The sequence below is a fragment of the Flavobacterium sediminis genome (genome assembly GCF_003148385.1).
GTDB lineage: Bacteria > Bacteroidota > Bacteroidia > Flavobacteriales > Flavobacteriaceae > Flavobacterium > Flavobacterium sediminis.
The window spans coordinates 325,731-351,990 of the sequence record NZ_CP029463.1; the positions used below are offsets into that span (position 1 = coordinate 325,731).

The 26,260-nt window shown below is 33.9% G+C and carries 29 protein-coding genes and 1 pseudogene; 15 read left to right on the forward strand and 15 right to left on the reverse strand.

The genetic code is table 11. The annotated features are described in order from the left end of the window. Positions 1 to 30 precede the first annotated feature (30 nt). The 3 genes from mazG to def all read right to left on the reverse strand — a co-directional run bounded on the left by mazG (position 31) and on the right by def (position 2,023). The gene (gene mazG / locus DI487_RS01475; protein ID WP_109568079.1) at positions 31 to 810 is read right to left on the reverse strand and encodes a nucleoside triphosphate pyrophosphohydrolase; all 780 of its coding nucleotides are present in this window, start codon (positions 808 to 810) and stop codon (positions 31 to 33) included. A gap of 83 nt (positions 811 to 893) precedes the next feature. Continuing rightward, entirely contained in the window at positions 894 to 1,325 is a 432-nt protein-coding gene (locus tag DI487_RS01480) for a DUF5606 family protein (RefSeq protein ID WP_109568080.1), read from the reverse strand. Positions 1,326 to 1,435: 110 nt separating this feature from the next. After that, the gene (def, locus tag DI487_RS01485) at positions 1,436 to 2,023 is read right to left on the reverse strand and encodes a peptide deformylase (RefSeq protein ID WP_109568081.1); all 588 of its coding nucleotides are present in this window, start codon (positions 2,021 to 2,023) and stop codon (positions 1,436 to 1,438) included. 210 nt (positions 2,024 to 2,233) lie between these two features. Between def and DI487_RS01490 the strand changes: the two genes are divergently transcribed. From DI487_RS01490 to argH, 8 genes are read left to right on the forward strand one after another with little or no spacing between them, the layout of a single operon-like run. Then, on the forward strand, positions 2,234 to 2,902 hold the full coding sequence (locus tag DI487_RS01490) for a GNAT family N-acetyltransferase (RefSeq protein ID WP_109568082.1): 669 nt from the start codon (positions 2,234 to 2,236) through the stop codon (positions 2,900 to 2,902). A gap of 22 nt (positions 2,903 to 2,924) precedes the next feature. After that, positions 2,925 to 4,133 carry an argininosuccinate synthase gene (locus tag DI487_RS01495; protein WP_109568083.1) on the forward strand — a complete coding sequence of 403 codons (1,209 nt, stop codon included), beginning with the start codon at positions 2,925 to 2,927 and terminating at the stop codon, positions 4,131 to 4,133. Between the two features lies 1 nt (position 4,134). Further along, positions 4,135 to 5,094 carry an N-acetyl-gamma-glutamyl-phosphate reductase gene (gene argC, locus DI487_RS01500; protein ID WP_109568084.1) on the forward strand — a complete coding sequence of 320 codons (960 nt, stop codon included), beginning with the start codon at positions 4,135 to 4,137 and terminating at the stop codon, positions 5,092 to 5,094. A gap of 11 nt (positions 5,095 to 5,105) precedes the next feature. Next, the gene (locus tag DI487_RS01505) at positions 5,106 to 6,242 is read left to right on the forward strand and encodes an aspartate aminotransferase family protein (protein WP_109568085.1); all 1,137 of its coding nucleotides are present in this window, start codon (positions 5,106 to 5,108) and stop codon (positions 6,240 to 6,242) included. A gap of 28 nt (positions 6,243 to 6,270) precedes the next feature. Further along, positions 6,271 to 7,221 carry an N-acetylornithine carbamoyltransferase gene (locus DI487_RS01510; protein ID WP_109568086.1) on the forward strand — a complete coding sequence of 317 codons (951 nt, stop codon included), beginning with the start codon at positions 6,271 to 6,273 and terminating at the stop codon, positions 7,219 to 7,221. Next, positions 7,218 to 8,027 carry an acetylglutamate kinase gene (argB, locus tag DI487_RS01515; RefSeq protein WP_109568087.1) on the forward strand — a complete coding sequence of 270 codons (810 nt, stop codon included), beginning with the start codon at positions 7,218 to 7,220 and terminating at the stop codon, positions 8,025 to 8,027. Before DI487_RS01510 ends, argB begins: the two co-directional genes overlap by 4 nt. After that, positions 7,993 to 9,078: a M20 family metallo-hydrolase gene (locus tag DI487_RS01520; protein ID WP_109568088.1), complete on the forward strand. Its 1,086-nt coding sequence runs from the start codon at positions 7,993 to 7,995 to the stop codon at positions 9,076 to 9,078. Before argB ends, DI487_RS01520 begins: the two co-directional genes overlap by 35 nt. 2 nt (positions 9,079 to 9,080) lie before the next feature. After that, positions 9,081 to 10,391 carry an argininosuccinate lyase gene (gene argH, locus DI487_RS01525; RefSeq protein ID WP_109568089.1) on the forward strand — a complete coding sequence of 437 codons (1,311 nt, stop codon included), beginning with the start codon at positions 9,081 to 9,083 and terminating at the stop codon, positions 10,389 to 10,391. 2 nt (positions 10,392 to 10,393) lie between these two features. On the opposite strand, the gene DI487_RS01530 is transcribed toward argH, so the two are convergent. The 3 genes and pseudogenes from DI487_RS01530 to DI487_RS01540 form a co-directional block, all read right to left on the reverse strand. Continuing rightward, a complete protein-coding gene (locus tag DI487_RS01530) occupies positions 10,394 to 10,873 on the reverse strand; it encodes an Lrp/AsnC family transcriptional regulator (RefSeq protein ID WP_109570570.1) in 480 nt (159 codons plus the stop codon). 61 nt (positions 10,874 to 10,934) lie between these two features. Beyond that, on the reverse strand, positions 10,935 to 11,348 hold the full coding sequence (gene ruvX, locus DI487_RS01535; protein WP_109568090.1) for a Holliday junction resolvase RuvX: 414 nt from the start codon (positions 11,346 to 11,348) through the stop codon (positions 10,935 to 10,937). 54 nt (positions 11,349 to 11,402) lie between these two features. Further along, positions 11,403 to 12,883 (reverse strand): annotated as a pseudogene (locus tag DI487_RS01540) (malate:quinone oxidoreductase). Positions 12,884 to 13,117: 234 nt separating this feature from the next. Between DI487_RS01540 and DI487_RS01545 the strand changes: the two are divergent. Next, positions 13,118 to 13,939 carry a 2,3,4,5-tetrahydropyridine-2,6-dicarboxylate N-succinyltransferase gene (locus tag DI487_RS01545; RefSeq protein ID WP_109568091.1) on the forward strand — a complete coding sequence of 274 codons (822 nt, stop codon included), beginning with the start codon at positions 13,118 to 13,120 and terminating at the stop codon, positions 13,937 to 13,939. 47 nt (positions 13,940 to 13,986) lie between these two features. Here the strand turns inward: DI487_RS01545 and DI487_RS01550 are convergent, their stop codons facing one another. After that, the gene (locus tag DI487_RS01550; RefSeq protein ID WP_245896491.1) at positions 13,987 to 14,745 is read right to left on the reverse strand and encodes a lipopolysaccharide kinase InaA family protein; all 759 of its coding nucleotides are present in this window, start codon (positions 14,743 to 14,745) and stop codon (positions 13,987 to 13,989) included. 68 nt (positions 14,746 to 14,813) lie between these two features. Here DI487_RS01550 and DI487_RS01555 point away from each other — a divergent pair, with 68 nt between their 5' ends. Continuing rightward, positions 14,814 to 15,869: a glycosyltransferase family 9 protein gene (locus DI487_RS01555; RefSeq protein ID WP_109568092.1), complete on the forward strand. Its 1,056-nt coding sequence runs from the start codon at positions 14,814 to 14,816 to the stop codon at positions 15,867 to 15,869. Here the strand turns inward: DI487_RS01555 and DI487_RS01560 are convergent. Continuing rightward, entirely contained in the window at positions 15,864 to 16,682 is an 819-nt protein-coding gene (locus DI487_RS01560; protein WP_109568093.1) for a glycosyltransferase family 2 protein, read from the reverse strand. The two genes, DI487_RS01555 and DI487_RS01560, sit on opposite strands and share 6 nt — an antisense overlap. Before the next feature lie 54 nt (positions 16,683 to 16,736). Between DI487_RS01560 and DI487_RS01565 the strand changes: the two genes are divergently transcribed. Beyond that, entirely contained in the window at positions 16,737 to 17,474 is a 738-nt protein-coding gene (locus DI487_RS01565) for a glycosyltransferase family 2 protein (protein ID WP_109568094.1), read from the forward strand. Here the strand turns inward: DI487_RS01565 and DI487_RS01570 are convergent. Continuing rightward, the gene (locus tag DI487_RS01570; RefSeq protein ID WP_109568095.1) at positions 17,466 to 18,179 is read right to left on the reverse strand and encodes a polysaccharide deacetylase family protein; all 714 of its coding nucleotides are present in this window, start codon (positions 18,177 to 18,179) and stop codon (positions 17,466 to 17,468) included. The genes DI487_RS01565 and DI487_RS01570 overlap by 9 nt on opposite strands. A 68-nt stretch (positions 18,180 to 18,247) precedes the next feature. Here DI487_RS01570 and DI487_RS01575 point away from each other — a divergent pair, with 68 nt between their 5' ends. Then, on the forward strand, positions 18,248 to 18,988 hold the full coding sequence (locus DI487_RS01575; RefSeq protein ID WP_109568096.1) for a hypothetical protein: 741 nt from the start codon (positions 18,248 to 18,250) through the stop codon (positions 18,986 to 18,988). A 17-nt stretch (positions 18,989 to 19,005) separates the two neighbouring features. Beyond that, the gene (locus DI487_RS01580; protein WP_109568097.1) at positions 19,006 to 19,815 is read left to right on the forward strand and encodes a glycosyltransferase family 2 protein; all 810 of its coding nucleotides are present in this window, start codon (positions 19,006 to 19,008) and stop codon (positions 19,813 to 19,815) included. 6 nt (positions 19,816 to 19,821) lie between these two features. Here the strand turns inward: DI487_RS01580 and DI487_RS01585 are convergent, their stop codons facing one another. Genes DI487_RS01585 through DI487_RS01590 form a run of 3 tightly spaced genes read right to left on the reverse strand, consistent with a single transcriptional unit; the run spans position 19,822 to position 21,692 of the window. Then, positions 19,822 to 20,757, reverse strand: coding sequence for a glycosyltransferase (locus tag DI487_RS01585; protein WP_109568098.1), 936 nt, complete (start codon positions 20,755 to 20,757; stop codon positions 19,822 to 19,824). 45 nt (positions 20,758 to 20,802) lie between these two features. Continuing rightward, complete coding sequence (locus tag DI487_RS16505) at positions 20,803 to 21,045, reverse strand: hypothetical protein (RefSeq protein ID WP_317046249.1); 243 nt, start codon at positions 21,043 to 21,045, stop codon at positions 20,803 to 20,805. A gap of 11 nt (positions 21,046 to 21,056) precedes the next feature. Next, positions 21,057 to 21,692 (reverse strand): hypothetical protein, encoded by a 636-nt coding sequence (locus tag DI487_RS01590; protein ID WP_317046250.1) that lies wholly within the window; start codon positions 21,690 to 21,692, stop codon positions 21,057 to 21,059. Between the two features lie 40 nt (positions 21,693 to 21,732). Between DI487_RS01590 and DI487_RS01595 the strand changes: the two genes are divergently transcribed. After that, complete coding sequence (locus DI487_RS01595) at positions 21,733 to 22,683, forward strand: hypothetical protein (protein WP_109568099.1); 951 nt, start codon at positions 21,733 to 21,735, stop codon at positions 22,681 to 22,683. Positions 22,684 to 22,726: 43 nt separating this feature from the next. Here DI487_RS01595 and DI487_RS01600 read toward each other — a convergent pair whose 3' ends face one another. From DI487_RS01600 to DI487_RS01610, 3 genes are read right to left on the reverse strand one after another with little or no spacing between them, the layout of a single operon-like run. Continuing rightward, on the reverse strand, positions 22,727 to 23,407 hold the full coding sequence (locus DI487_RS01600; RefSeq protein WP_109568100.1) for a sulfotransferase family 2 domain-containing protein: 681 nt from the start codon (positions 23,405 to 23,407) through the stop codon (positions 22,727 to 22,729). After that, positions 23,404 to 24,249 carry a sulfotransferase family protein gene (locus DI487_RS01605; RefSeq protein WP_109568101.1) on the reverse strand — a complete coding sequence of 282 codons (846 nt, stop codon included), beginning with the start codon at positions 24,247 to 24,249 and terminating at the stop codon, positions 23,404 to 23,406. Before DI487_RS01605 ends, DI487_RS01600 begins: the two co-directional genes overlap by 4 nt. Further along, complete coding sequence (locus DI487_RS01610) at positions 24,242 to 25,060, reverse strand: sulfotransferase domain-containing protein (protein ID WP_109568102.1); 819 nt, start codon at positions 25,058 to 25,060, stop codon at positions 24,242 to 24,244. Before DI487_RS01610 ends, DI487_RS01605 begins: the two co-directional genes overlap by 8 nt. Positions 25,061 to 25,265: 205 nt before the next feature. Here DI487_RS01610 and DI487_RS01615 point away from each other — a divergent pair, with 205 nt between their 5' ends. Beyond that, positions 25,266 to 26,234: a lipopolysaccharide core biosynthesis protein rfaS gene (locus DI487_RS01615; protein WP_109568103.1), complete on the forward strand. Its 969-nt coding sequence runs from the start codon at positions 25,266 to 25,268 to the stop codon at positions 26,232 to 26,234. Positions 26,235 to 26,260 lie beyond the last annotated feature (26 nt).

Consider the following 26,260-nt stretch of genomic DNA (forward strand, 5'->3'; position numbering starts at 1 on the left):
ATATTTGAAAATCATAGATTTTCCAATTCCTTATTTTGGTAAGCGCTTCGCTTCTTCCCAAAATACATCCATTTCAGCTAAGGTCATATCCGCTAAAGGTTTCCCTAATTCGGCAGCTTTGCTTTCCAAATATTGGAATCGCTTAATGAATTTTTTATTGGTTCGTTCCAGTGCATCTTCAGGATTCACTTTTAAAAATCGGGCATAATTGATCATAGAGAACAACACATCTCCAAATTCAGCTTCTATTTTATCCTGATTTCCTTCTTTTACCTCATCCTGCAATTCTTGTAATTCTTCCTGAACTTTATCCCAAACCTGATGCGGTTCTTCCCAGTCAAAGCCTACGCCTTTTACTTTATCCTGAACGCGACTGGCTTTTACCAAAGCCGGCAAGCTTTTAGGAACGCCTTCTAAAACTGATTTTTTGCCTTCTTTCAGTTTCAATTTTTCCCAGTTTTGTTTTACTTGTTCCTCATTTTCTACCACCACATCTCCGTAAATATGAGGATGTCGGTCAATTAATTTATCGCAAATTGAGTTGGCAACATCAGCAATATCAAAAGCATTAGTTTCACTTCCTATTTTTGAATAAAAAACGATATGCAGCAAAACATCACCCAACTCTTTTTTAACTTCTTCAAGATCATTATCCAAAATAGCATCACCCAGTTCATACGTTTCTTCAATCGTTAAATGACGTAAACTTTGTAGGGTTTGCTTTTTGTCCCAAGGACATTTTTCGCGCAAATCGTCCATGATATCCAATAACCTGTTAAAGGCTTCCAATTGTTGTTGGCGTGTGTTCATTTCTGTTACTGTTTAATTTGATGTATAAAAATAAAAAATCCCACGTGGAAAAACGTAGGATTTTTTATTTTATGCTCTGAAATTTATTCTGCTGCTTTTTCTTCTTCCTGATTCTCTTCCTCAGTCAAGGCTTCTACAGTCACCAATCCTTTAGGCTGTAAAATATTATACCAGTTCAGTATCTTCTTTATATCAGAAGTATATACACGGTCTTCATCAAATTCAGGAAGTACCTCTCTGAAATAGTCTCTCAAATCAGCTTCACTTTCTTTGTGCGACATCGCCGGACCGTCATTTTCTTTTGTAGCAACTGCTTTAAACACTTCGCTCAAACGGATTTCTTCACTATAGGTATAAACAGCAATCTCTGATAATAAACTTACGTTGCTTCTCATACCAACAGTAATTTTTTTGCCGTCTAATAAAGACTCCGCTACAAAACCTGTACGAGTTTGTAACTTCAGTTCATATAATCCCGGTTTCCCTGATATAGCCAATATCTTTTGAATACTCATAATCTTGTTTTTAATTAAGGTTGGCAAATATATAGTTCAAAGTCGAAAGTTCAAAGTCAAAAAGCTGAAAAAAACTAATCCTTATTCGCTATAAACTAACGACACACTTATTATTTCCCTTTTTTGTTCGCAAATTTCATTTTATAATCCGGACGTGCTTTACCTTCCATTATATTTTGAAGTCTTTTACCTATCAATTTCTTTTTAAGGCTAGACAAATGGTCTGTAAATAATATTCCGTCAATATGATCGTATTCGTGCTGAATGACACGAGCAATCAACCCATCGTACTCCTCTGTTTTTTTATTGAAATCTTCATCATAATATTCTATAGTGATTTTATCATGACGAAAAACATCTTCTCTGACATCCGGAATACTCAGACAGCCTTCATTGAATCCCCAAACTTCACCTTCCTCTTTTACTATCCTTGCATTAATAAAAGTTTTTTTAAAGTCATTCAACAGAGCAGCTTCTTCTTTAGAAACATCATCTCCTTCAGCAAACGGTCTTGCATCAATAACAAACAAACGAATAGACAAGCCTACTTGCGGAGCCGCCAATCCTACTCCATGCGCATTATACATTGTTTCATACATATTAGCAATTGTCTGTTTTAAATTAGGATAATCTTTCGAAATATCTTCTCCTACTTTACGTAAAACAGGCTCTCCATATCCATAAATTGGTAAAATCATGTGCTTTTTTATTTTTCACCGCAAAATTACACAATTAAATTATATGTTTTGATAGAATTTTTACCCACTAAAAAGATAAATTATCTAAAATGTTATTACAAAAAATATTTTTTATCCAAATTGATGTTTTTACAGGTTAATTTATCCTTAAACTAATATTTCATACAAATTTTGTATCTATATTTGTCCACATATTTGGATTAGAACTCTATGGTATTTAAAATTGAACAAGCCTCTGAAAAGCATATACAATATGCAGAAGCTATTTGTAACGAAATGGAAGCCTCCGCAAAAGTGAGGGGTACCGGCATTGCAAAACGTTCACCCGAATATTTAGAAAAAAAAATGTTGCAGGGAAACGCCATTATTGCACTTACAGAAAACGGTGATTGGGCAGGATTTTGTTATATAGAAACGTGGAGCCATGAAAAATTTGTGGCCAATTCCGGTTTAATTGTATCTCCTGAATACCGCCAGTTTGGCTTAGCCAAAAAGATTAAGCAAGCCATTTTTAATCTTTCCAGAACCCAATACCCGAATTCAAAAATCTTTGGTTTAACCACCGGATTAGCGGTAATGAAAATCAACAGTGATTTAGGTTACGAACCTGTACCATATTCAGAACTTACCCAAGATGAAGATTTTTGGAAAGGCTGCACTTCCTGTGTGAATTTCGAAATACTAAAGAGTAAAGAACGAAAGAACTGTATGTGTACTGCTATGCTCTGGGATCCGATAGAAAAGGAAAAAGAAAAACGTTTAAAAATAGAACAAAAGTCAAAAGCAAAAGAGCGTTTAAAGAACATGAAAAAGAAACACTCTTTGCTCAAGATTTTAACTGTAAAGTTTAGAAACAAAGGCGTAGGATTATTTTTTTAACAATTGAAAATCAAAATTTAAAATGAAAAAAAAGGTAGTATTAGCATTTAGCGGAGGATTAGACACTTCATTTTGTGCTATTTATTTAACCAAAACTTTAGGATATGAAGTTCACGCAGTAACCGTAAATACAGGTGGTTTTTCAGATGAAGAAATCCAACAAATCAAAACCCGAGCATTAGCTTTAGGCGTTGACTCTTACCATTGTGTCGATGCTGTAAAAAGCTACTACGACAGTTGCATTAAATATTTGGTTTTCGGTAATGTTTTAAAAAATAACACCTATCCGTTATCGGTTAGTGCCGAAAGAACCATTCAGGCGACAAGTATTGCTAATTATGCGTTACAAATTAATGCCGATGCTGTAGCACATGGAAGTACCGGAGCAGGAAATGACCAAGTCCGTTTTGATGTGATTTTCTCGGTAATTTGTCCGCAAATTGAAATCATTACACCAATTCGTGATTTAAAATTATCGCGTGAAGCCGAAATCGAATTCTTAAAAGAACATGGCGTGGAAATGAATTTCGAAAAAGCTTTGTACTCAATCAACAAAGGGCTTTGGGGAACTTCTGTGGGTGGAAAAGAAACGCTGACTTCTCACGAATATTTACCGGAAGATGCTTTCCCTTCTCCATTAGAAAAAACAGAAGCTGAAAAAATCAGTTTGACTTTTAACCAAGGCGAATTAGTTAGTGTTAACGAAATTTCATTTGCACATCCATCGGAAGCTATTCAACATTTAGAAAAAATAGCCGCTCCGTTTGCTATTGGTCGTGATATTCATGTGGGCGATACGATTATCGGAATTAAAGGTCGTGTAGGCTTTGAAGCAGCTTCGGCTTTAATTACGTTAAAAGCACATCATTTATTAGAAAAACATACGCTTTCTAAATTCCAATTGAGTATGAAAGCACAATTATCAGAATGGTATGGCAGTTGGTTGCACGAAGGTTTATTCCTTGATCCTGCCATGCGCGATATCGAAGCTTTTTTACAAAGCTCTCAAAAAATGGTAAGCGGAACAGTTTACGTAACACTTTTACCCTACCGATTTATCTTAAACGGAATTGAGTCGGAACACGATTTGATGGCTTCTAAATTTGGTAGCTATGGCGAAATGAACAATGCTTGGACCGGAGAAGACGTAAAAGGATTTTCCAAAATCGTAAGCAACTCACTTTCTATTTATTACCAAGTAAACAAAGAAGCAAAACCTTTAGAAATCTAATATGGTTACAGTTGGAATTATAGGCGCAGCCGGCTATACGGGCGGAGAATTGATTCGATTATTACAAATTCATCCCAAAGTGAAATTGCAATTTGCTTTGAGTCGTACCTATAGTGGAAAACCAGTTTCGGAAATTCACACGGATTTATGGGGTGAAACCAATTTAAAATTCACGGATGCTGTTGAAAAAACCGATGTTCTTTTTTTGTGTTTACCACATAAAGAAAGTAAAAATTGGTTGCAAAAAAACACATTAGATGCGAACACTAAAATCATCGATTTAGGAAATGATTTCCGTTTGGAAGGCGCTTTCGAATCGGGCGAATTTGTGTATGGTTTGCCGGAATTTCAAAAAGAAGCCATTCAAAAAGCGCAATATATTGCTAATCCGGGTTGTTTTGCCACTGCCATTCAGTTGGCGCTATTACCCTTGGCACAAAAAAATGTGTTGAAAGAAGTCTATACCACAGGAATTACAGGTTCAACCGGAGCGGGACAATCGCTTTCGCCTACTTCTCATTTTAGTTGGAGAGCCAATAATATTTCGGCTTATAAAACCTTAACGCATCAACATTTGGGCGAAATTAAAAAAACGCTGAACAGTTACAACAACGAAGTGAGCATTCAGTTTGTGCCTTGGCGTGGCGATTTTACTCGTGGAATTTACACGAGTTCAACGATTAAAACAACGTTGAGTTTGGACGAATTGTATGCGTTATACGAATCGTTTTATGCGGATGCCGCTTTTGTTACGGTTTCTAAAAATAGGATTGATTTAAAACAAGTAGTGAATACGAATAAAGCTTTGGTACACATCGAAAAACAAGACGATTTTATAGTAGTGCACTCGGCTATAGATAATTTATTAAAAGGTGCTTCCGGACAAGCGATTCAAAACATGAATTTGATGATGGGTTGGGAAGAAAACACCGGATTACAACTTAAAGCAAACGCTTTTTAAATTTTTGAACAATGAAATTATTTGATGTTTATCCGTTATTTGATGTAACACCTGTAAAAGCTTCAGGAAGCTATCTTTGGGACGAAAACGGAACAAAATATTTAGATTTATATGGGGGTCACGCTGTTATTTCAGTGGGTCATTCGCATCCGCATTATGTAAAAAGAATCACCGAACAATTGCAAAACATCGGTTTTTATTCGAATTCGGTTCAAATCCCGATTCAAAACCAATTGGCTGAAAAATTAGGACAATTGAGCGGTTACGAGGAGTACAATTTCTTCATGTGCAATTCCGGTGCGGAAGCCAATGAAAATGCATTAAAACTAGCTTCTTTCCACACCGGAAGAAAAAAAGTAATTTACTTTTCAAAAGCTTTTCACGGAAGAACTTCGGCTGTTGTTGCCGCAACGGATAACCCTAGTATTGTGGCTCCGGTAAACGAATCGGATAATTTTATTTTACTGCCATTCAACGATGAAAACGCTTTAGCAGAAGCTTTCCAACAACATGAAATTGCCGCAGTAATTATCGAAGGAATTCAAGGTGTGGGTGGCGTTCAAATTCCGACTACAGCTTTTATGCAAAAAATAAGAACGCTTTGTACCGAATTTGGTGCTGTTTTTATTTGCGACGAAATCCAATCGGGTTACGGAAGAACCGGAAAATTCTTTGCACACCAATTTGCTAATGTTACACCCGATGTGATTACCGTAGCTAAAGGAATGGGTAATGGCTTCCCTGTTGGTGGCGTATTAATTGCTCCTTCAATCCAAGCAAAATATGGTATGCTGGGTACAACTTTCGGCGGAAATTATTTGGCTTGTGCTGCTTCTTTGGCAGTTTTAGAAATCATGGAAGACGAAAACGTAATTGAAAACGCTGCTGAAATGGGTGATTATTTGGTTGCCCAATTAAAAGACAACAGTGCTATTCAGGAAATTCGTTACCAAGGTTTAATGATTGGCATCGAATTGAAATCGCCTTGTGCGCCAATTCGTAAAAAACTATTAGACGAATACAAAATGTTAACCGGAAATGCTTCGAACCCCAATACGCTTCGTATTCTTCCGGCTTTGAATATCAGTAAAACAGAAATTGATGCATTTGTTACAGCTTTTGAAGCACTAACAGCAGTTAACGCATAATTTTAAAAATAATTTATAACCATAAAAAATGAAACAATTTATTTCAGTTAAGGATATAACCAATTTAAACGAATTGGTAAACGAAGCCTTAGCTTTAAAAAAAGATCCATTCGCATTTGAAACTTTAGGCAAAGGAAAAACTATAGGTTTAGTCTTTTTAAATTCAAGTTTGCGTACGAGGATGAGTTCGCAGAAAGCGGCTCAAAACTTAGGAATGGAAGTTATGGTTTTAAATGCCGGACAAGATGCTTGGAATTGGGAATTTGAAGAAGGAGCTATCATGAACGGTACAACGGTAGAACACATTAAAGATGCCGCACGTGTTTTAAGCGAATATTGCGATATCATTGGCATTCGTTGTTTTGCCGGATTAAAAAATAAAGAAGAAGACATCCAAGAAAAAACCTTGAGTTTATTCATGAAATACGCTACTGTTCCGGTAGTTTCGTTAGAATCTGCAACTTTACATCCGTTACAAAGTTTAGCCGATTGTATTACCATTGCCGAACATCCGGTAACAAAACCGAAACCAAAAGTAGTGTTGACTTGGGCTCCGCACATTAAATCGATTCCGCATGCTGTTGCCAATTCTTTTAGCGAATGGATGCAGGCAAGCGATGTAGATTTCGTTATAACACATCCTAAAGGGTATGAACTAGATGAAAAATACACTCAAAATGCTGTGGTAACAACTAATCAGGAAGAAGCCTTGAAAGATGCCGACTTCGTTTACGTGAAAAACTGGTCTTCTTTTACCGATTATGGACAAGTGCTTCCTACGAAAGAAGATTGGATGCTAACGCCTGAAAAATTAGCGGTTACCAATAGTGCAAAAATTATGCATTGCCTTCCGGTAAGACGAAATGTTGAAGTAAGTGATGCTGTTTTGGATAGCGAAAATTCATTAATTTATGAACAAGCCAAAAACAGAATCTATTCGGCACAAGTTGTTTTCAAGAAAATTTTGGAACAATTATGAGTACAAAACAAATTAACATCATAAAAATAGGTGGAAATGTCATTGACAATCCGGATACTTTAGCCCAATTCCTGACCGATTTTGCTCAGGTAAAAGGGCTAAAAATCTTGGTACACGGCGGTGGAAAATTGGCTACTAAAATGGCTGAAGGTTTACACATTCCGCAACAAATGATTGATGGAAAACGCATTACGGATGCTGAAACCTTAAAAATTGCAACGATGGTGTATGCCGGTTACATCAATAAAAATATGGTTGCCCAATTGCAAAAATCAGGTTGTAATGCAATCGGGTTATCGGGTGCTGATGGAAATGCAATTCAAACCGTTAAACGTCCCACTGAACCGATAGATTTCGGTTTCGTAGGCGACATGACCGAAAAAAGTATCAATACGGAATTCATCGAAATCCTTTTAAATAATGCACTTGTCCCCGTTTTCTGTGCAATAACTCACGATGCAAACGGTCAGTTATTAAACACTAATGCCGATACTATTGCGCAATCATTAGCGGTTTCACTTTCTGAAAAATATGATGTAAATTTGATTTACTCCTTCGAAAAAAAAGGGGTTTTGATTAATCTTGAAGATGACAATTCTTTTATTCCGGAAATCAATTATGACTATTTTTTGGAACTCAAAGAAAAAGGAATCATCAACAAAGGCATGTTACCCAAATTACAAAATGCTTTTACCGCTATTGAAAAAGGAGTCAGGAATGTATTTATAATTAAAGAAGATGCGATACTTTCGCTCTTAAATAAAAACTCGTATGAAGGTACTCGAATTACAAACGGAACAACATAATATTTTATACCAAAACGCTTTAGATTTACTAAAAAAATTAATTGCTACGCAATCGTTCAGTAAAGAAGAAGATCAAACCGCTTTGTTGATTGAAGATTTTTTTAAACAACACCAAATTCCATATCACAGAGAACAAAATAACATTTGGGCTTACAACAAATTTTACGATAAAAGCAAGCCAACCATTTTGTTGAATTCGCATCACGATACCGTAAAACCAAATAAAAGCTATACTTTAAATCCGTTTGAACCTATTGAAAAAGACGGAAAATTATTTGGATTAGGTAGTAATGATGCCGGAGGCGCACTAGTTTCGCTCTTAGCTACTTTTGTCTATTTCTACGACAAAGAAAACCTCAACTATAATTTAGTGATGACCGCTACTGCAGAAGAAGAAATTTCCGGAGTTAACGGTGTCGAATCTATTTATTCCAAATTGGGTGCTATTGAATTTGCGATTGTAGGTGAACCAACGGAAATGCATTTGGCCATTGCCGAAAAAGGATTATTAGTTTTAGATTGTTTAGCCAAAGGAACACCATCGCACGCGGCACATCCTAATAACGACAATGCTTTACTAAATGCTGTAGACGATATTTTGTGGTTCAGATCGTATTCGTTTCCTAAAAAATCGGAATTATTAGGCGAAGTAAAAATGACGGTTACTGTGATTCATGCCGGAGAACAACACAATGTAGTTCCCGACAAATGCCAGTTTACCGTTGACGTGCGCACTACAGAAAACTATTCGAATACAGAAGTTTACGAAATCATACAACAACACGTAAAAAGTGAAGCTACACCAAGGTCGTTGCGATTAAATTCGTCTTCTATTCCTTTGGAACATCCGTTTGTTCAAGCCGGAATTACTTACGGACGAAAAACATACGGTTCTCCTACTTCATCTGACCAGGCGGTAATTCCTTGTGCTTCTTTAAAAATGGGACCAGGATTATCGACACGTTCGCATAGCGCTGACGAATACATTTTTTTGGACGAAATTAAAGACGGAATATCCATTTACATCAACATACTTTCAAAAATTTTATAACAATGGGAAATAAAATTTGGCAAAAAAAATCAACGGAAAACTTAGATCATGCTGCCATTATCGAAAAATTTACCGTAGGTAATGATACCGATTTTGATATGTTATTGGCTGAATTTGACGTTTTAGGTTCATTGGCACATACTAAAATGCTCAACAGCATCGGGTTGATTTCAGATGAAGAATGGATTATTTTAGAAAAGGAACTCAACACGATTTTAGGCGAAATTGAATTGGGCAAATTCCAAATTGAAGAAGGAATTGAAGATATTCATTCGCAAATTGAATTTATGCTAACGCAACGCATTGGCGAAATCGGAAAGAAAATTCACAGTGGCCGTTCGAGAAATGATCAGGTTTTAACTGATTTAAAATTGTTTTTAAAACACGAATTAGGCGAAGTCGCCCAACTTACAACCAACTTATTCGAACAATTGATTGCGTTGAGTGACCAATATAAAAAAGTACTTTTACCCGGTTATACACATTTGCAAATTGCCATGCCATCGTCATTTGGTTTATGGTTTAGTGCTTATGCCGAAGCTTTAACTGACGATATGGAATTTTTAGTTGCCGCTTATAATGTGACCAATAAAAATCCGTTAGGTTCCGGTGCGGGTTATGGTTCGTCTTTTCCGCTAAATCGAAAAATGACGACTGAATTACTCAATTTTGCCGATTTGAATTACAATGTGGTTTATGCGCAAATGACACGCGGAAAATCGGAAAAAGCTGTTGCCGTGGCATTATCTAGTATTGCGGCTACGCTGAGTAAATTTTCGTATGACGTTTGTTTGTATATGAACCAAAACTTTGGCTTTCTATCCTTCCCTGATTCGTTAACCACCGGAAGCAGTATTATGCCTCACAAAAAAAATCCGGATGTATTTGAATTGATTCGTGCAAAATGCAACCGAATTCAAGCCATTCCAAACGAATTAGCGCTTTTAACGAACAATTTACCATCAGGTTACCATAGAGACTGGCAATTGACCAAAGAATGTTTATTTCCCGGAATTGAAGCGTTGAAAGACTGCTTATCGATTTGTCAATTCATGCTGAACCATATCATCATTAAAGACAATATTTTGGATGACGAAAAATACAAATACTTATTTAGCGTAGAAAACGTAAACCAAGAAGTTTTAAACGGCATGTCGTTCAGAGAAGCCTATAAGAAAATTGGTTTGGAAATTGAAAATAACACATATGAGCCTGAAACAAATTTACATCACACACACGAAGGCAGCATAGGAAATCTATGCTTGGATGAAATTAAATCGGCCTTCTATGCTGTGAGGAGTAAAGTTGTTTAATACTATTTATTGGCTTTAGGAAGTTTGAACATCGTTTCTTTTTTGATCTCATTCAGGACAATGCTACTATGGTATTGTCCTATGTTAGGAATATTCGATACTACATTAACAACGAAATTATTGTATGTTGTAATATCGGTAGACACTATTTTGAGCATGTAATCGTATGTTCCTGACAAACTGATCAATTCCTGAATTTCGGGAATAGAAGCAGCCGTGTTTTCAAAATCCATTAAGGCTTGTTTGGATTGTTCCTTTAAAGTAACATTACAATACACTACGATTTCCAGACCTATTTTCATACGGTCAATTAGTGCTACATATTTTTTGATGATTCCTTTGCGTTCCAAGTTTTTAATGCGTTCATAAGTAGGCGTAAAAGAAAGTCCTATTTGTTCACCGATCTCTTTTATGGGCAGCGTTGAGTCATTTTGCAGTATTTCTAAGATTTGTAAATCTTTAGAATCTAAAACTTCTTTCATTAACATTTTGTTTTAAAATTCTAATATAAAAAGATTATTTCTTTAAAAAAAATATATTTTATTAACTTTTATACTTTAGATAATCTTGTAATAAAATAACTGCGGAAATCTCATCAATCAAGCCTTTGTTCTGTCTCTGCTTCTTTTTCAGCCCGCTATCAATCATAGTCTGGAAAGCCATTTTTGATGTGAAGCGTTCATCTATTTTTACCAACGGAATCTGGGGAAACTCTTTTTGAAACTTTGTACTGAATTTTAGAATTGCTTCAGCACTTTGTGAAGGTGTTCCGTCCATTTGCTTGGGTTCTCCAATAATAACCGTTTCGACTTTTTCTTTTTCAAAATAGTCCTTTAAAAAAGTAAAAATTGTTTCTGTTGTCACGGTCGTCAAACCGGATGCTATGATCTGTAATTCATCAGTAACTGCAACTCCTATTCTTTTCGTTCCGTAATCTAAAGCTAAAACTCTGGCCATTATTTCTGTTTTAAGTAACAAATTTAAAAAAGCAAAAGTGGGAAAATCCCACTTTTACGCTTCTAATTTTAATATTTCTGAGGTCATACTCCTTACTTTTTCAAAAAGCTCCGTACTATTGTTGAGCGATTGTCCATAGGAAGGAATCATCTCTTTTATTTTAGTTTGCCATTCCTCTGTTTTCATTTTTTCGGCGAAACAGCGATCCAGTAATTCCAGCATAATCGAAACTGTTGTGGAAGCTCCCGGCGAAGCTCCTAACAAAGCTGCGATAGAACAATCGGCCGCACTTACAATCTCTGTTCCGAATTGAAGAATACCTTTTCCGTTTGTATCTTTCTTAATAATCTGAACCCGAACTCCTGCTTCCTGTAACATCCAGTCTTTCCCGTCAGCTTTAGGAAAATATTCTCTCAAGGCTTCTACCCTGTCTTCCTGCGATTGAGTTACCTGTCCGATAAGATATTTAGTCAAAGGAATATTTTTCATTCCGGCTCCCAGCATCGGAGAAATATTACTTGTTCGGATCGATTTGAATAAATCGCTATAAGAACCGTTTTTCAGAAATTTAGTCGTAAATCCGGCATACGGTCCGAACAACAGCTCTTGTTTCCCGTCTATCATGCGCGTATCTAAATGCGGAACTGACATTGGCGGAGCGCCAACAGCTGCTTTTCCGTATACTTTTGCATGGTGTTTTTCGATCACTTCCGGATTTGTACAACGCAACCATTGACCGCTTACCGGAAAACCTCCGAAACCTTTTCCTTCTTCAATATTAGATTTCTCTAATAAAGGTAAGGCTCCTCCTCCGGCTCCTAAAAACACAAATTTTGCGGTTACTTTTCGTTTCTTACCGGAATTCAGATCTTTTACTTCAACAGTCCAGGTTCCTTCTTTGGTTTTATCCAGATTCAATACTTCATGTTTCAGATGCATTTTAACGCCTGACTGCGCTTTAAGGTATTCAAACAAGGCACGAGTAAGATTTCCGAAATTCACATCTGTTCCCCTGTCCATGTAAGTTGCTGCAATTTTCTCATCTTCTTTTCTACCCTCCATTACCAGTGGTATCCAAGATTTAATTTCATCTGCAGCTGTAGAGAATTTCATTCCTTTGAAAAGGTTATTCTCTGTTAATTTTTCATGTCTTTTCTTTAGAAAATTCACATTATCTTCTCCCCATACGAAACTAACATGAGGGTTGTTCTAATAAAATTTTCAGGAGAAGCAACTAAGTTTTTTTTGACTAAATAAGCCCAGAACTGTCTGGAAACTTCAAATTGTTCGGCTATTTTAACAGCCTTGGAAATGTCAACACTTCCATCGCTTTTTTCTGGTGTGTAATTTAATTCACAAAAAGCGGAATGTCCGGTACCGGCGTTGTTCCAAGCATCGGAACTTTCAATTGATGCGGTGTCTAATTTTTCAAAAATTTCAATTGTAGTATTTGGATCTAGCTCTTTTAAAAATGTCCCCAATGTAGCACTCATGATACCAGAACCCACTAGTACTACATCTGCATCTATATTCATGTTAATTTTGATTTAAAGGATTTCTACTGCAAATATATTAGTTAGTTATTGAAAAATTATAACCTTTTCGCAAAAATCGATTAAAATAATGCAACAAATTTTAAATTTATCCAAAACAGCCATACTATTTTAAGAGGTTGTGATAGAAGAATATTCATTTTTTTCACAAAATAGCCTTTGAAACCAAAATTTTATCTGTAAAAAAGATTATATCTTTGCACAAAAATTAAAAAAATGCAAGCGATACAAACTATTATAGAGCAGGCTTGGGAAGACCGTTCCCTATTACAAAACGAGAATACACAGAAGACTATCAGAGAAGTGATTGAATTGCTAGACAACGGGACACTTCGTGTTGCTGAACCTACAGCTACAGAAAAAGGTTGGCAAGTAAACGAATGGGTAAAGAAAGCCGTTGTTTTATATTTTCCTATTCAAAAGATGGAGACTCTCGAAGCCGGAATTTTTGAGTATCACGATAAAATGCCTTTAAAAAGAGGATATGCTGAGAAAGGGATTCGTGTAGTTCCTAATGCAGTGGCTCGTCACGGGGCTTATATTTCTTCCGGAGTAATCATGATGCCTAGTTATGTTAATATCGGGGCTTATGTTGATGCGGGAACTATGGTTGACACTTGGGCTACCGTGGGAAGTTGTGCTCAGATCGGGAAAGACGTTCACTTAAGTGGTGGTGTTGGAATCGGTGGTGTATTGGAACCGTTACAAGCAGCTCCTGTAATCATTGAAGATGGTGCTTTTTTAGGATCAAGAAGTATTGTTGTTGAAGGTGTAAGAGTGGAAAAAGAAGCCGTTTTAGGTGCTAATGTTGTACTGACCGCTTCCACTAAAATTATTGACGTTACCGGTAATGAACCGGTTGAATATAAGGGAATTGTTCCGGCACGTTCTGTCGTTATTCCGGGAAGTTATACCAAAAAATTTCCTGCCGGTGACTATCAGGTTCCTTGTGCTTTAATCATTGGTAAAAGAAAAGCTTCAACCGATCTGAAAACATCTCTGAACGATGCTTTAAGAGAATACAATGTAGCCGTTTAAAATAAATAAAAAAAAGGATTCAATTGAAATTGAATCCTTTTTTTTATTTAGAATATTCCTTTCAACTTTCTTTTTAAGTACTTTTTTCTGTAAATTTTCTTTTTAAAACTATTGGTTTTCTTTAACAGCTCAGCTGATAGTTCTGTTGCTGACAAACCACTTAGTTGTTCATACTTTTTTGAGATCAGACGAATCATATCCTTAGAGAACCAAAGTTTTTTCAGGTTATTCATTCTGTCTTCAAGAGACATTTTCTGAAATTTCATTCTATTAAGGTCTATCAGATAGAATTTATAATGATCTCCGTCTTTAACAATTAAAGTATTTCCCGGCGAATGATCTAAAAAATTCACATCTGCTTCATGCAGTTTAAATGAAAACTCCGTAAAACCTTCTAAAACTTTCTCTCTGTCCGGAAATAACGGGTCGTGAATAATTTCCCTGATAGTAAAATCATACCGGATCAATTCGCAAACATAGTAGCATTCAGATAATAGTCCCAAAGCGTTCCTCACCTCAACATAAGCATAAGGCTTAGGCGTCAGAATTCCGTGTTCTAATAGGTATGCTGCATATTCAAAAGAACGTTTTGCTTTATTTTCCCGGAAGTACGTATAAATAATTGCTTTAAGAAAATTTAATCTTTTAAATTGCTTGATTGTAACTGCCGCACCATTATACGAAGCTTTTTTAATTACATTTCTTTTTCCCTCAACTAAAACATCTTTATTTGCCGGAAGATCTGTAATCAATTGTTTTATAATACTTTGATCAATAGTATGATTCGTATAAATGCGTATGTTCACAAATGTTGAATTAAATTTTGGCTTAAAAGTATAAAAAATAGTACTTTGCACCAAGAAATTATTTTATCATGAAAGTTTTAATCATCCAAAATAAAAGGATTGGCGATGTTTTGATCAGCTCTATAATTGCAAATAATTATAAAAGGATACACCCAGATGCTGAAATTCATTTCATGGCTTATGATTTTACTACCGGTGTCCTTGAACACAATCCCAATATAGATAAAATAATTCCTATTGAAGAAAAAAAATTAAAGAATTTAAAGAACCTCTTTCTTTTTATCGGTCAGATACGAAAAGAAAAATACGATATCATTTTTGACCCTTATTCAAAAACGCAAAGCCGATTGATCTGTAAATTTGGCGGTGCCAGAATAACCATCGGGAATAAGAGTCGGAAAAAAATGGGAAATCTCGGATTCTATACTCATCCTGTAGAGCATCTTAAAGAGAAAAGTCATAATAGCGGAAAAGCTATTGAAGACAGAATTGAGTTAATTAAGCAAATTGAACCTAATGCTGAATTTGACTATTACCCTAAACTTTTCTTATCAGAAGCTGAGAAAAACAAAAAATGGTTTGATGCTAACGGAAAGAAAACAGTTATTTTAGGCGTCTTAGGCAGCACACCGCAAAAATCAATGCCTTATGATTATGTTGCCGCAATCTGTGATTTTCTGGTTAAGCAATATGATATCAATATTATTTTTAATTACGCTCCCAAACAAAAAGAAGAAGCTTTAAAAATATACAATTTATGCGAACATAAGGAAAACATACTGATTGATCTTTATGCGCAATCCATTCGTGATTTTATCACTCTAATGTACCAATGCGATGTTTTTATCGGTAATGAAGGTGGTGCCGTTCATATCGCTAAGGCTCTAAACAAACCTACTTTTACTATTTTCTCTCCTTATGTCAATAAAGATCACTGGGCTAGTTTTGAAGATGGCAAGTTACATGCTTCCGTCCATCTGTTAGAAGAAAAACCGGAATTGTATTCTGCTTTTACGTTTGCAGAGCGCAAAAAAATAGAGGCTAATCCTAGTATCATGTATAGAGAACTAACCCCTGAAATCATTATCCCGAAGATGGAAAGCTTTTTAGCAAACAAATTATGATTTTACAATCCCGTAAGGTGTCCACTTTTTCTTTTCGGTACGCGTTTCTTTTCTGATATTTTTATTTTTATCAATAGATTCTTTGGTAGCGTAACCTCTCGGGTGGTCTAAGTGCAAACAAACAGTGCTGTAGCGGATTTGTTTGGGTTTAATCCCGTAATTCACCAAACGTTCGCCTAACTCTCTGTCTTGTCCTCCGTACTGCATTCGTTCGTCAAAACCGTTAATTGCTACAATATCTCTTTTCCAACCTGATGAATTGTGACCGTTCCAACTTGGCGTTGTAGGTGTCAAAAAATTTAAAATATCACTGAACCAGCCTTTAGCATATACTTTTAAATTTTTAAAAGAGGTTTTCATACCATGTTTCTTCAACCAGAACAAATCAAAACACCTATTGGAGTAAATGTCACCTTTGGTAATCATTTTGGAAAGGTTCATCGGTAATTTATGATATCCTCCGGATAAAAAATGATTTTCTTCTCTGTATTTAATGTGCTGCTCTACAAAATCAGGTCTTGGAATGCAGTCTCCGTCCGACATTAAAATGTAGTCTGTGGTACAAGCTTCGATCGCTTTATTTAATATCTGTGATTTTTGAAAACCGTTGTCCTCGTGCCAAACATGGATTATAGGGTAAAAAACCTCTTTCTTCATCTGTTCAATCAAATCAAAAGTAGGCTGTTTAGATCCATCGTCCGCAAGAATCAATTCAAAGTTCCTATAGTTTTGAGTATTATAGCCCCACAACACTTTTTGCAACCATTCCGGTGAATTATATGTACTGATAATTACAGAAATTTCTTTTTTCATAGGGCAAATTTACTTCATTTTTTTAAATTTGCTTACTTATTTGAAAAACTAATTATGCCAACGTTAAGCGTTATCATCCCTACCTATAATGAAATTGACTATCTGGAAGATGCTATCCGGTCAGTTGATTTTGCGGATGAAATTATTGTGATAGATTCTTATAGCACAGACGGTACGGCTGAATTAGCAGAAGAATTAGGCTGTAAAGTTCTAAAACGAAAATTTGACAACTTTTCTAACCAGAAGAACTTCGCTTTAATTCAGGTTAAAAGTGACTGGATCTTATTTATTGATGCAGATGAAAGGGTAACTCAAAGGTTAAAAGCAGAGATCCTTAAAGCCATTGAATCACGCAGGTATGATGGATACAAAATCAATTTTCCTCATTTCTATATGAACCGTTTTTTATACCACAAAGTAGACAGAGTTTTACGATTGGTTAAAAATAACGGTGTTTCGTTTTCCGGTGATGTTCATGAAAAACTTCATGTTGAAGGAGAAATAGGTATCTTAAAAAATTTTATGCTCCATTATACCTATAAAGGGTTAAACCATTTTTTACAAAAAAAGGATTCGTATGCCTGGTTTCAGGCTAATATGGAAACTAAAAAAGGAAAGAAAGCCTCTACTTTTAAATTGATCTTCAAGCCATTTTACCGCTTTTTTTCATCTTTTATTTTGAAAAGAGGTTTTTTAGATGGCGTTCCCGGCTTAGCTATTGCCAGTATTAACGCCTACGGAGTTTTTTCCAGATATGCTAAAATGTATCTGATCAAAAAAGGTTTAAAATAATTTTATTCTTCCGAAAAGCAATTTTATCCTGAATATCAGAAGATTATCTTCTCCTTTTACATCAACTCTTTTAATCAGATAAGGTTCTTTAAAAGGAAACCTATTGATCTTGTTTCCGATTCTTAATCCGAACAATATCCCGCTTTCTTTTAAAACTGTTTTAAACTCCTTGAACTTTTGTACCTCTTTAGGATAACTTCCATAGGGATATGCAATGGCCGGCACTACTTCGAGTTGATTGTCTTTTATAAATTGGTTTGATCGTTCTAAATCTGTTTTAGCTTCAAGGATTGATAACGCTTTAAACCTTTTATGTTCGAAAGAATGATGCCCTAATTCAATAAGATCAGCCGGTAAAGATTTAAGTTGCTCAACAGTCATGATCTTTTCGGTACCGGAATTCCACAGATCTGACTTTCCAACATAAGCAAACGGTATAAAGAATGTTGCTTTAAAATTATACTTTTGAAGTAAAGGAAGTGCTATTTCCAATTGGTTTACCGTTACATCATCAAAAGTTAAAATAATACTTTTTTCCGGCAAATCCTTATTTGCTATTATATCCTTAAAATGCAGTCCTTTGTAGTTCTTTTTTACCAAATATTGTAATTGGGATTCAAAAAGATCTGCATGAATTGTCAGCCCACTCCCCTTCTCTTTAATGGTCGTGAAATTGTGATACATTAAGACCGGTAGCTTCTTCATATTTTTGCAATAATTGCAAAAGTACTCATTATTTTACTAAATTTGTTTTCATTTTAATAAAAAAACAGTTGAAAAACAAGGTAGCCTTAATTACATTCCAATACCATCAAAATATTAATTTTGAGCCGCTTATCAACTCATTAAATGATTTTATCTCTGAAATTTTTATACTTTCATTTGATAATAGCGATATAAAATCTACCTCTCGGGAGGTTACATTTTTAGACTGTACTGATTTTGATTTAGAAATTAGCTATAAAAAAATCTATAACTCATCTGATGCAGATTTTTTCCTGATTCTATCACCATTTGACAGAATTCATGATGACACTGTAACAGAATTTAAAACCTTTATAGACAAACGGCATCCTGATAAATGTTTAGCTTTTAAAAAGCAAATTGATTTCATTGATGGCTCCATAAACTACAGCAGTTTATCTAAAAAAACTATTCCTGTACTTTTCAGCAAGGAATATTTTAAAGCTTTCTTCATTTCAGAGCAAAAGATTAAACCTGTCCTTTATACTTCTAAACAACTGATTAACTATCATCCTTATAATAATTTTGATCAATTCAACTCTCTACTTACCATTGAAGCTCAAATAAATGCGATGCGCTCCTATAGATTAAGAAAAAAAAGTTATTTGATCAGGATATTAAATGAACCTTTTAAAGTATTTTTGTATGAACTTTTTTTTATGAAATGTATTTTTAATGGATTTAACGGCTTAATTTTGGCAAATCTATTAGCTTTTAAAAAGTTCAAAGAAGAATTATTTTTATGGATGAAGTATAGACATATAGATTAACTTTATTACATATTAAAATGAACCTTTTCCCGAAATGCACATTAATTGCTTCTACTTATAACTGGCCAAGTGCCTTAGAATTACTCCTGCTGAGTGTTTTAAGACAGAGCCATCTGCCGGATGAAGTAATAATTGCTGATGATGGTTCAAACGAAGATACTGTGCTTCTAATTCAAAAATTTCAAAAAAAATTCCCTGTCCCTTTACTACATGTCTGGCAAGAAGACAATGGCTTCCAAAAAGCTACTATTTTAAATAAAGCCATTGCTCAATCAAAATATGAATATATTATTCAGATTGACGGTGATATTATTATGCATCAGCATTTTATCAAAGACCACTTAACATACGCTCTTGATAATCATTATTTGTTCGGCTCCAGATCTAATATCCAGGAAAAGGCACTCAATCGTGTACTTACCCACAAGATAATCGATTTTTCACCTTTTTCAAAAGGAATTAAAAAAAGAACAAGAACCATACGGTTTCCTTTCCTAATGAACTTTATAAAAACAACTTCCAAAAGGTCAAAAAAATTACGGGGCTGTAATGTGTCTTTCTGGAAAAAAGATTTTATTGCTATAAACGGCTATAATGAAAAGTTCAACGGTTGGGGAATGGAAGACTCTGAACTCATAGAAAGATTTCATAATGCAGGGATAAAAGGCAGAAGGCTTAAAAATGTTGCTATAGCCTATCATATCTATCACAAAGAATTAAAAAAGGACAGAGTAACAATTAATCAGTCCATTGAGGATGAAACGGCTTTAAAAAAGATCAAATTCACAGAAAAAGGGATTGATCAATATTTACAAGTAAAATTGTAGAAAAAATCAATTCAGTTTTTCTCCATTTAAAACTTTCTCGTATTGTTTTAAATAATTTTCTGCCATTATCCTAGCACTAAAATTTTCTACAACATATTCGTGGCAGACTTTAGCCGAAAAAGAGGAGTTCTTAATCACATCTGCGATCTTATCGTAGTCATCACTTAAAAAACCGACTTCTGATTTTACCAATTCCGGCAAGGATCCCATTTCTGTTCCAAAAACCGGAGCTCCGGCATACATACTCTCAATTATTGCCAATCCGAAAGGTTCGTGCCATTTTACAGGGAAAACCAAACCTTTTGACTCCTCAATAATGCTTATCTTTTTAGAATTATCTACGAAGTTCAAATACTGAATCTTCGGATTTAAAGTATAAAAGGGTTTATTCTTAAAATTATACCATTCAAATCTTTTGCCTCCCATGACTAACAACTTTTCATTAGCCTTCAAAGCAATCTCACAAGCCCCTGCAAAGTTTTTAACTTTCCATCTCGCTTTACCTAAAAAGTGCAGGTATTTACGTTGTTTAGTAAGAGAAACTTCAGGATAATCTTCCCAGAGTAATCCGTTGTACACAAAAGTTTTCCCTCCATTTCTTTCTGCCTGATTCTTTGAAATATAAATTGTATACGGATTTATCTCATGCTCTTCCGGATTGTTTCCGTGTAATGTAAAAACAAAAGGGAAATTACAACTCTCATCGAGAAAAGAATTAAAATGAACAATATCAGTTTCTGCCGGAATTAATTCATTAATAGATTTGTTCTCATCTAAAGGGATTACTCTTGCAAAATCACACTTAGACCCCGGAGGAGTTATAAATGTAACGTCGTGTCCCATTTTAGTTAGCTCATAACCTAACCCCCAGATCACCCTTTCTGTTCCCCCATAATGAACGGCAGGAATAGGCAATCCTTTATTTACTATAACTATATTCATTTGTTAGGTTCCTAATGCTTTTCAAATTCTATTTTTAAGGAGAATTCAGTTTTTATCTTTTGAAGAAATCGGTTTCAGAATCCGGAATTTAAACCATTGCCCAAAGTTTTTAAAGAACAAAAAGCTCTTGGTCAATTTTAATTTTTTGTCTTTATTGGTGTAAAAATTAATTTCTGAAAGCTCTTTTACCGGGAAAAAACCTAAAGTTTTCCAACGTTCCGGCTCTATATAATAAAAGTCTTTAAGTTCTTTGTAATTCGTCTCATCAACTTTCTTCCATTTCGCCAAAAAAGTCTCATTTACTTGTGTATTATGCCCCAGTTCTTTAATTTAAACTCAAGTTCTTCTTCAGTTCTAGCAACGGATTCATGTAAAACTAAGTTATCGAGATAAATAGTTCTCTCATGTGTTCTTCTAAAAGACTTATAATTAGGATAGTTTGTTGCAAAAATTGCTTTCATGGGCTTATCTACATAGAGGAAGCCTTTCTCTGTATATTTATATATAATGACCCAAAAAGCTGCTATCTGAATTTTATCTTTGATTGGAAAATCTAAGTAGTGGTCGTACTTTCTCAATTGTTTGACAAAACCTGCAAAATCTACAAAATATTCGTCGCAATCAACTTGTATAAGCCAATTCCCTATCCCCATCTTTTCAGATAACATTGTCCGTTCTCTGGTATCCATTTCTTCAGTTGACAGTGAAGGAACGTAAAAAGATTCGTAATACAGTTCGATTTTATTATCGACATCAAAGGTTTTGAGCCATTCGAAAAAGCTTTCATTGACCTCAAACTTATTTCCTGACCAAGTAAGATTATCCCTATCAATTGCAATAAAAATCCTATCAGAATCTCTATAAACCAAAGGAATAGATATCTTTAACTTTTCATAGTCATACGAAAGCAAAAAACCAACACAAATCTTTTTCAAACCCAATTTATTGTTACTTTTGCAAAAATATAAAAATTCTATGAGAATCTGTATAATAAGCTTTGATATTTGGGGATATGATGAAAAAATTGTAGCTAAACTGAACGAATTAGGTCATGAAGCTAAACATATCAGAATTAGCCAATTCAAATACAAGTACAAACACATTTTCGAAAGAATCCATAATTCCATTCAAAAAACTTTTTTTAAGAAAAATATTAAGCGGATTAAAGCAGAAGAATATATTATTGAACAGCTTCGTTCGCATTCAGATTTCGACAAAATTATAGTGATAAACCCTGAATGGGTTTCAAAAGAGACACATCTTAAAATCAAACAATTTTCTTCTTCTTACATTGCTTATTTGTATGATAGCCTTGAAAGATATGATGCCCGACCTATTTTAAAAATTTTTGACAAGGTTTATTCTTTTGACAAAGATGATGTCAAAAAATACAATTTAACTTTTTTACCGAACTATATCCCTTTAGATAAGGAGCCGCACAATGAGGAAAAGCAAATAAAATATAAAGTTTTCTCTATCGCTTCAATCGATGAGCGCTTCTCAACTTTTCGAAAAATCGTTGATTTTCTGGATCGCCAAAATATCTCTCACCAAACTATTTTCTTCAACAAAAAGAAACCTGAAGACTTCATTGAAAATGCTATTTTTACAAATAAACGCATCTCGCAAAAAGAAGTCAAAGAATATTTAGAACAATGCGATATCATTTTAGACATTCTGCGAAAAGACCAAAACGGGCTTAGTTTTAGAATTTTTGAAGCTTTGGCTTTGGAAAAAAAGATCATCACGACGAACCAATCCATTAAAGAATACGATTTCTATAACCCTAAAAACATCTTTGTGATTGAAGATGACGAAATAAATATTCCCAACGATTTTTTCAGTGATGAATATGAACAAATTCCGGAAAATATCTACAATAAATACACTCTAAAAAGCTGGATTTCTACTATTCTTAAGAATTAACTTTTTAAACGAAATAAAATCAGAAAACTAGATTTTATTTCGTTTAAAATATCTTTTCAAAAAAGGTTCTCTTATCTTCAAATGAATAATTCAGGAACGCTATATCTTCTTTGTATTTTCGCTCTAAAATATTCTTTCTTGCGAAATTATAAAAATGAGAATAATGCTTTTTCTTTTTATCGTCGTTAACATTATGCTTTGCTGAGAAAAAAGTTTTCTCTACTCCCAGATCTTTAATAAGTTCTGAAAGATCCTCTTTTAAACTTTCAAACCTCAACACTTTGTCATACTCTATTAAATCATCATTCAATATAAAATATGATTTTTGAGTGTATAAATGATCTCCTCTATAATCAAGGTTTTTAACGTTCAGACAGTTATAAAACTTACCTTTAGCATTTATAAAACTTGAAAAACCGGCTCTCTTGATCCCTAAATTTTTTTTCACCCAATTATAATCCGAAAATGCTCTGTCATAAGGGTTTCTTACGACAATAAACTTATAATACGTTTCCCATTGCTCTTTAGAAATATAATTTTTATCCAGTAACTGCTGAGGAGTTGCATGTTGCAGAAAGAGTTTTTCTTTCGGACACCAACCGTACAGATTTTCATAAGACGGCTGATCCCATTTATCTGAGTCTACACCAAAAGCTTCTTCTATTGATGTTCCTGCACATTTTGATATATGAATGAATATACACTTATATTTATGAGAGATCATTTTTTATAATTTAGATTAAAGCCCATACTTTCAACAAATTTCAACTGTTCAGAATCAAATATTGAGAGATCATAATTTTTATACCTATCGTTAGAACCTTTATCCCCGGGTATCTCATAAAGCTTATTTAACTTTTCCTGAGATAACGGAATACCACAAAAATCTATGATCCTGTCAATTTCTTCTTTAGGGTTGTCACATAATGCTGTATGGTTTAGTATTAAAATCCTGTTTTTATATTTTTCTTCTTGAGCTATTTTGATAACTTTTTTAGTAGAACGGATCCATAAATCCAGTTGATTAAAACTTTCTTTATTCTTAAAATCTTTGCCAATATTAAACTTCCAATGCCAATTATGCAATTGCTGTTTATTAGTTGAAAAAGCCATATCTAAGCCATTTCTTATTACATGAATGTATTTCAGATCAGGAAAATAATCTAAAACTTCTTTAATATAAAACTGTGTATTAGGCTCTTTCCATCCCCAAACATCTCTAGGTTTTTCTAATATTGCCCGCCTCTTTAAAACATTAAAATAAAAATTATACCGAGAAGGAGATAACTTATTTGATTTTGCTACTTTCAATAGTTCATAAAAGCTTCTGAAATCAAGTTTCTCGCCTTTCATATATTTTTCAAAAACACTTAATCTAAAATTAATATCACTTATAGCCGCTTTTTTATTCCATTTCGGATTTTTAAAAAGTCTTGTAAAAATCAGATTATCCAAAGGACCATTTAATTCGTCTCCAATAAAAACACCTGATTCTTTTACTATTTTTGCAACCGCTCTGGTTCCACTACCTCCCAGCGCTCCTATAGCTATTACTTTTTTATCCATTCTCTTTTTTTAGCCAATCTGAACAATCCCAACCTAACATTCTTTCTACTTCTTTTATATCATAATAAAAAGTATCTAAAAGAAGCTGACGCTCTTTCTCTGTTATTTTTGATTCGTATTCTCTTTTATGAATTATTTTATGAGCATAATCATAACGGGACGGATCTACATTTAAAAATTCAAATATAGAATTTAATTTTTCTTTTTGATCCGCTTTAAAATCTTCATACTTTATAAAAAGTATATGATCATCATCAAAAAATCTTCTGTATCTCCTGATCTGCTCTGAATAAAATCCTCTATCAACATAAGAAAACACTCTGTTTTGATATGGTAAACTTTCTTTTTGTCTTTGCTCTTCTAACAGAATCGCTTCATAAAAAGTATGTTTTTCTATTCCTCTTTCCCTTGACATGTTCCAATGAGAAAATGCTCTTTCAATGGGGTTTCTTAAAATAGCTATCAACTTTATATTTTTATTATATCGCCAAATTCTCTCACAAGAGTTCTGCCAATATAAATAGATCGGTGTTATCTCACCGTATATTTTTTCTTTGCCCGTTTTTACCTGAATCGAAGATTCATAAGCCTTATAGTCAATTTCTTTATCTGCGCTAAATAAGGTCTCATCATCAAAAAAGTGCATTTCTTTTTTAAAAGACATCCCTATTTCTTCATGTTCCTTCAAATAAGAATACAAAGCCGTGGTTCCACATTTTTGTGCTCCTATTACTAAAAAATCTAATGGTCTACTCTCTCTTTTTTTAAAAAACATTTGTCTGAATGAAAATAAAAAGCCAAAAATAAACATTTTATATATGGTTCTCTATTATTTTTAACAAATATAAAATGTCAGATAATAAAATAACATTAAAGAAATGGAAGTTGCTTAGAACGTTTAAAAATCTTTTCATACTTAAAAACAAACTATGATTTTTAGAATCCATACAATATCTTTGTTGCTTATTTTTACATCAAATTAAACTTCAGGAAACATAATCTAAACATAGTTCTTAATGAGTACCTCAAAAAAAAGGCTTCTGTATATTGCTCCGGATCATTATAGTTTTTACAAAACGATTCTGGAAGGTTTTGAAAAATTCAGCGATTATGAAGTTCAATTTGCTTTTTCAAACAGAGCCGAAGGCTTTAAATATAAAAATTTCGGACAAAGAGTTTATAACTTTTTTTTAAAACTACTCACAGGAAAAAACATTAAAAAAATATATGAAAAAGAGTATTTTGAAAAAAAAATAAACGAATATGAAAAATATGACATTGCTTATATTAACAGACCTGACATTTTAACTGAAAAACAACTTAAAGAAATTACTAATAAATGCAATAAATCTATTGTATATTACTGGGATAGTTTCGAAAAAATAGAAGGTCAGTTTGAAACTATGAAATATTTTGACAAAATATATAGTTTTGACAAATACGATTGTAAAAAATACGGAATGATTAAAGGGTATAATTTTTTCTACAACAGTGATAATTCAAAAGAACCGGAATATGATGTTTTCTTTCTGGGAACCTATGATGATCGCTATAACAATTTAATAAATATACTGGAAAGAATCAGTTCTCAAAATTTACACGCACATGCTACACTATTCTCATACGACAAAGGGCTTTCTAAAACTGTAAACCATAAGAACATTTCTTTTATACATAAAATTGTTCCCTTTAACGAAGCCTTTATCTATAACCAAAATACTACAATAATATTAGACATTCAACACGCTACACAAGTAGGCTTATCATTCAGACCTTATGAAGCCTTAGGCTTAAAAAAGAAATTAATAACAACTAATCCATATATAAAAGAATACGATTTCTACAACCCCAACAATATCTTTATATGGGATGAAAATACCGAGAGTATTCCTGAGTCTTTTCTACAAACACCTTACGAGGATATTCCTGAAGATATCTACAATAAATATAAATTAGAAAACTGGGTAAAAACAATATTGTCGTAAATAACATGAATAGTACAAAAATATAT

Coding starts and splice junctions, on each gene's coding strand:
- mazG (WP_109568079.1), bottom strand. CDS start 810: ATGAACACACGCCAACAACAATTGGAAGCCTTTAACAGGTTATTGGAT.
- DI487_RS01480 (WP_109568080.1), bottom strand. CDS start 1,325: ATGAGTATTCAAAAGATATTGGCTATATCAGGGAAACCGGGATTATAT.
- def (WP_109568081.1), bottom strand. CDS start 2,023: ATGATTTTACCAATTTATGGATATGGAGAGCCTGTTTTACGTAAAGTA.
- DI487_RS01490 (WP_109568082.1), top strand. CDS start 2,234: ATGGTATTTAAAATTGAACAAGCCTCTGAAAAGCATATACAATATGCA.
- DI487_RS01495 (WP_109568083.1), top strand. CDS start 2,925: ATGAAAAAAAAGGTAGTATTAGCATTTAGCGGAGGATTAGACACTTCA.
- argC (WP_109568084.1), top strand. CDS start 4,135: ATGGTTACAGTTGGAATTATAGGCGCAGCCGGCTATACGGGCGGAGAA.
- DI487_RS01505 (WP_109568085.1), top strand. CDS start 5,106: ATGAAATTATTTGATGTTTATCCGTTATTTGATGTAACACCTGTAAAA.
- DI487_RS01510 (WP_109568086.1), top strand. CDS start 6,271: ATGAAACAATTTATTTCAGTTAAGGATATAACCAATTTAAACGAATTG.
- argB (WP_109568087.1), top strand. CDS start 7,218: ATGAGTACAAAACAAATTAACATCATAAAAATAGGTGGAAATGTCATT.
- DI487_RS01520 (WP_109568088.1), top strand. CDS start 7,993: ATGAAGGTACTCGAATTACAAACGGAACAACATAATATTTTATACCAA.
- argH (WP_109568089.1), top strand. CDS start 9,081: ATGGGAAATAAAATTTGGCAAAAAAAATCAACGGAAAACTTAGATCAT.
- DI487_RS01530 (WP_109570570.1), bottom strand. CDS start 10,873: ATGAAAGAAGTTTTAGATTCTAAAGATTTACAAATCTTAGAAATACTG.
- ruvX (WP_109568090.1), bottom strand. CDS start 11,348: ATGGCCAGAGTTTTAGCTTTAGATTACGGAACGAAAAGAATAGGAGTT.
- DI487_RS01545 (WP_109568091.1), top strand. CDS start 13,118: ATGCAAGCGATACAAACTATTATAGAGCAGGCTTGGGAAGACCGTTCC.
- DI487_RS01555 (WP_109568092.1), top strand. CDS start 14,814: ATGAAAGTTTTAATCATCCAAAATAAAAGGATTGGCGATGTTTTGATC.
- DI487_RS01560 (WP_109568093.1), bottom strand. CDS start 16,682: ATGAAAAAAGAAATTTCTGTAATTATCAGTACATATAATTCACCGGAA.
- DI487_RS01565 (WP_109568094.1), top strand. CDS start 16,737: ATGCCAACGTTAAGCGTTATCATCCCTACCTATAATGAAATTGACTAT.
- DI487_RS01570 (WP_109568095.1), bottom strand. CDS start 18,179: ATGAAGAAGCTACCGGTCTTAATGTATCACAATTTCACGACCATTAAA.
- DI487_RS01580 (WP_109568097.1), top strand. CDS start 19,006: ATGAACCTTTTCCCGAAATGCACATTAATTGCTTCTACTTATAACTGG.
- DI487_RS01585 (WP_109568098.1), bottom strand. CDS start 20,757: ATGAATATAGTTATAGTAAATAAAGGATTGCCTATTCCTGCCGTTCAT.
- DI487_RS01595 (WP_109568099.1), top strand. CDS start 21,733: ATGAGAATCTGTATAATAAGCTTTGATATTTGGGGATATGATGAAAAA.
- DI487_RS01600 (WP_109568100.1), bottom strand. CDS start 23,407: ATGATCTCTCATAAATATAAGTGTATATTCATTCATATATCAAAATGT.
- DI487_RS01605 (WP_109568101.1), bottom strand. CDS start 24,249: ATGGATAAAAAAGTAATAGCTATAGGAGCGCTGGGAGGTAGTGGAACC.
- DI487_RS01610 (WP_109568102.1), bottom strand. CDS start 25,060: ATGTTTATTTTTGGCTTTTTATTTTCATTCAGACAAATGTTTTTTAAA.
- DI487_RS01615 (WP_109568103.1), top strand. CDS start 25,266: ATGAGTACCTCAAAAAAAAGGCTTCTGTATATTGCTCCGGATCATTAT.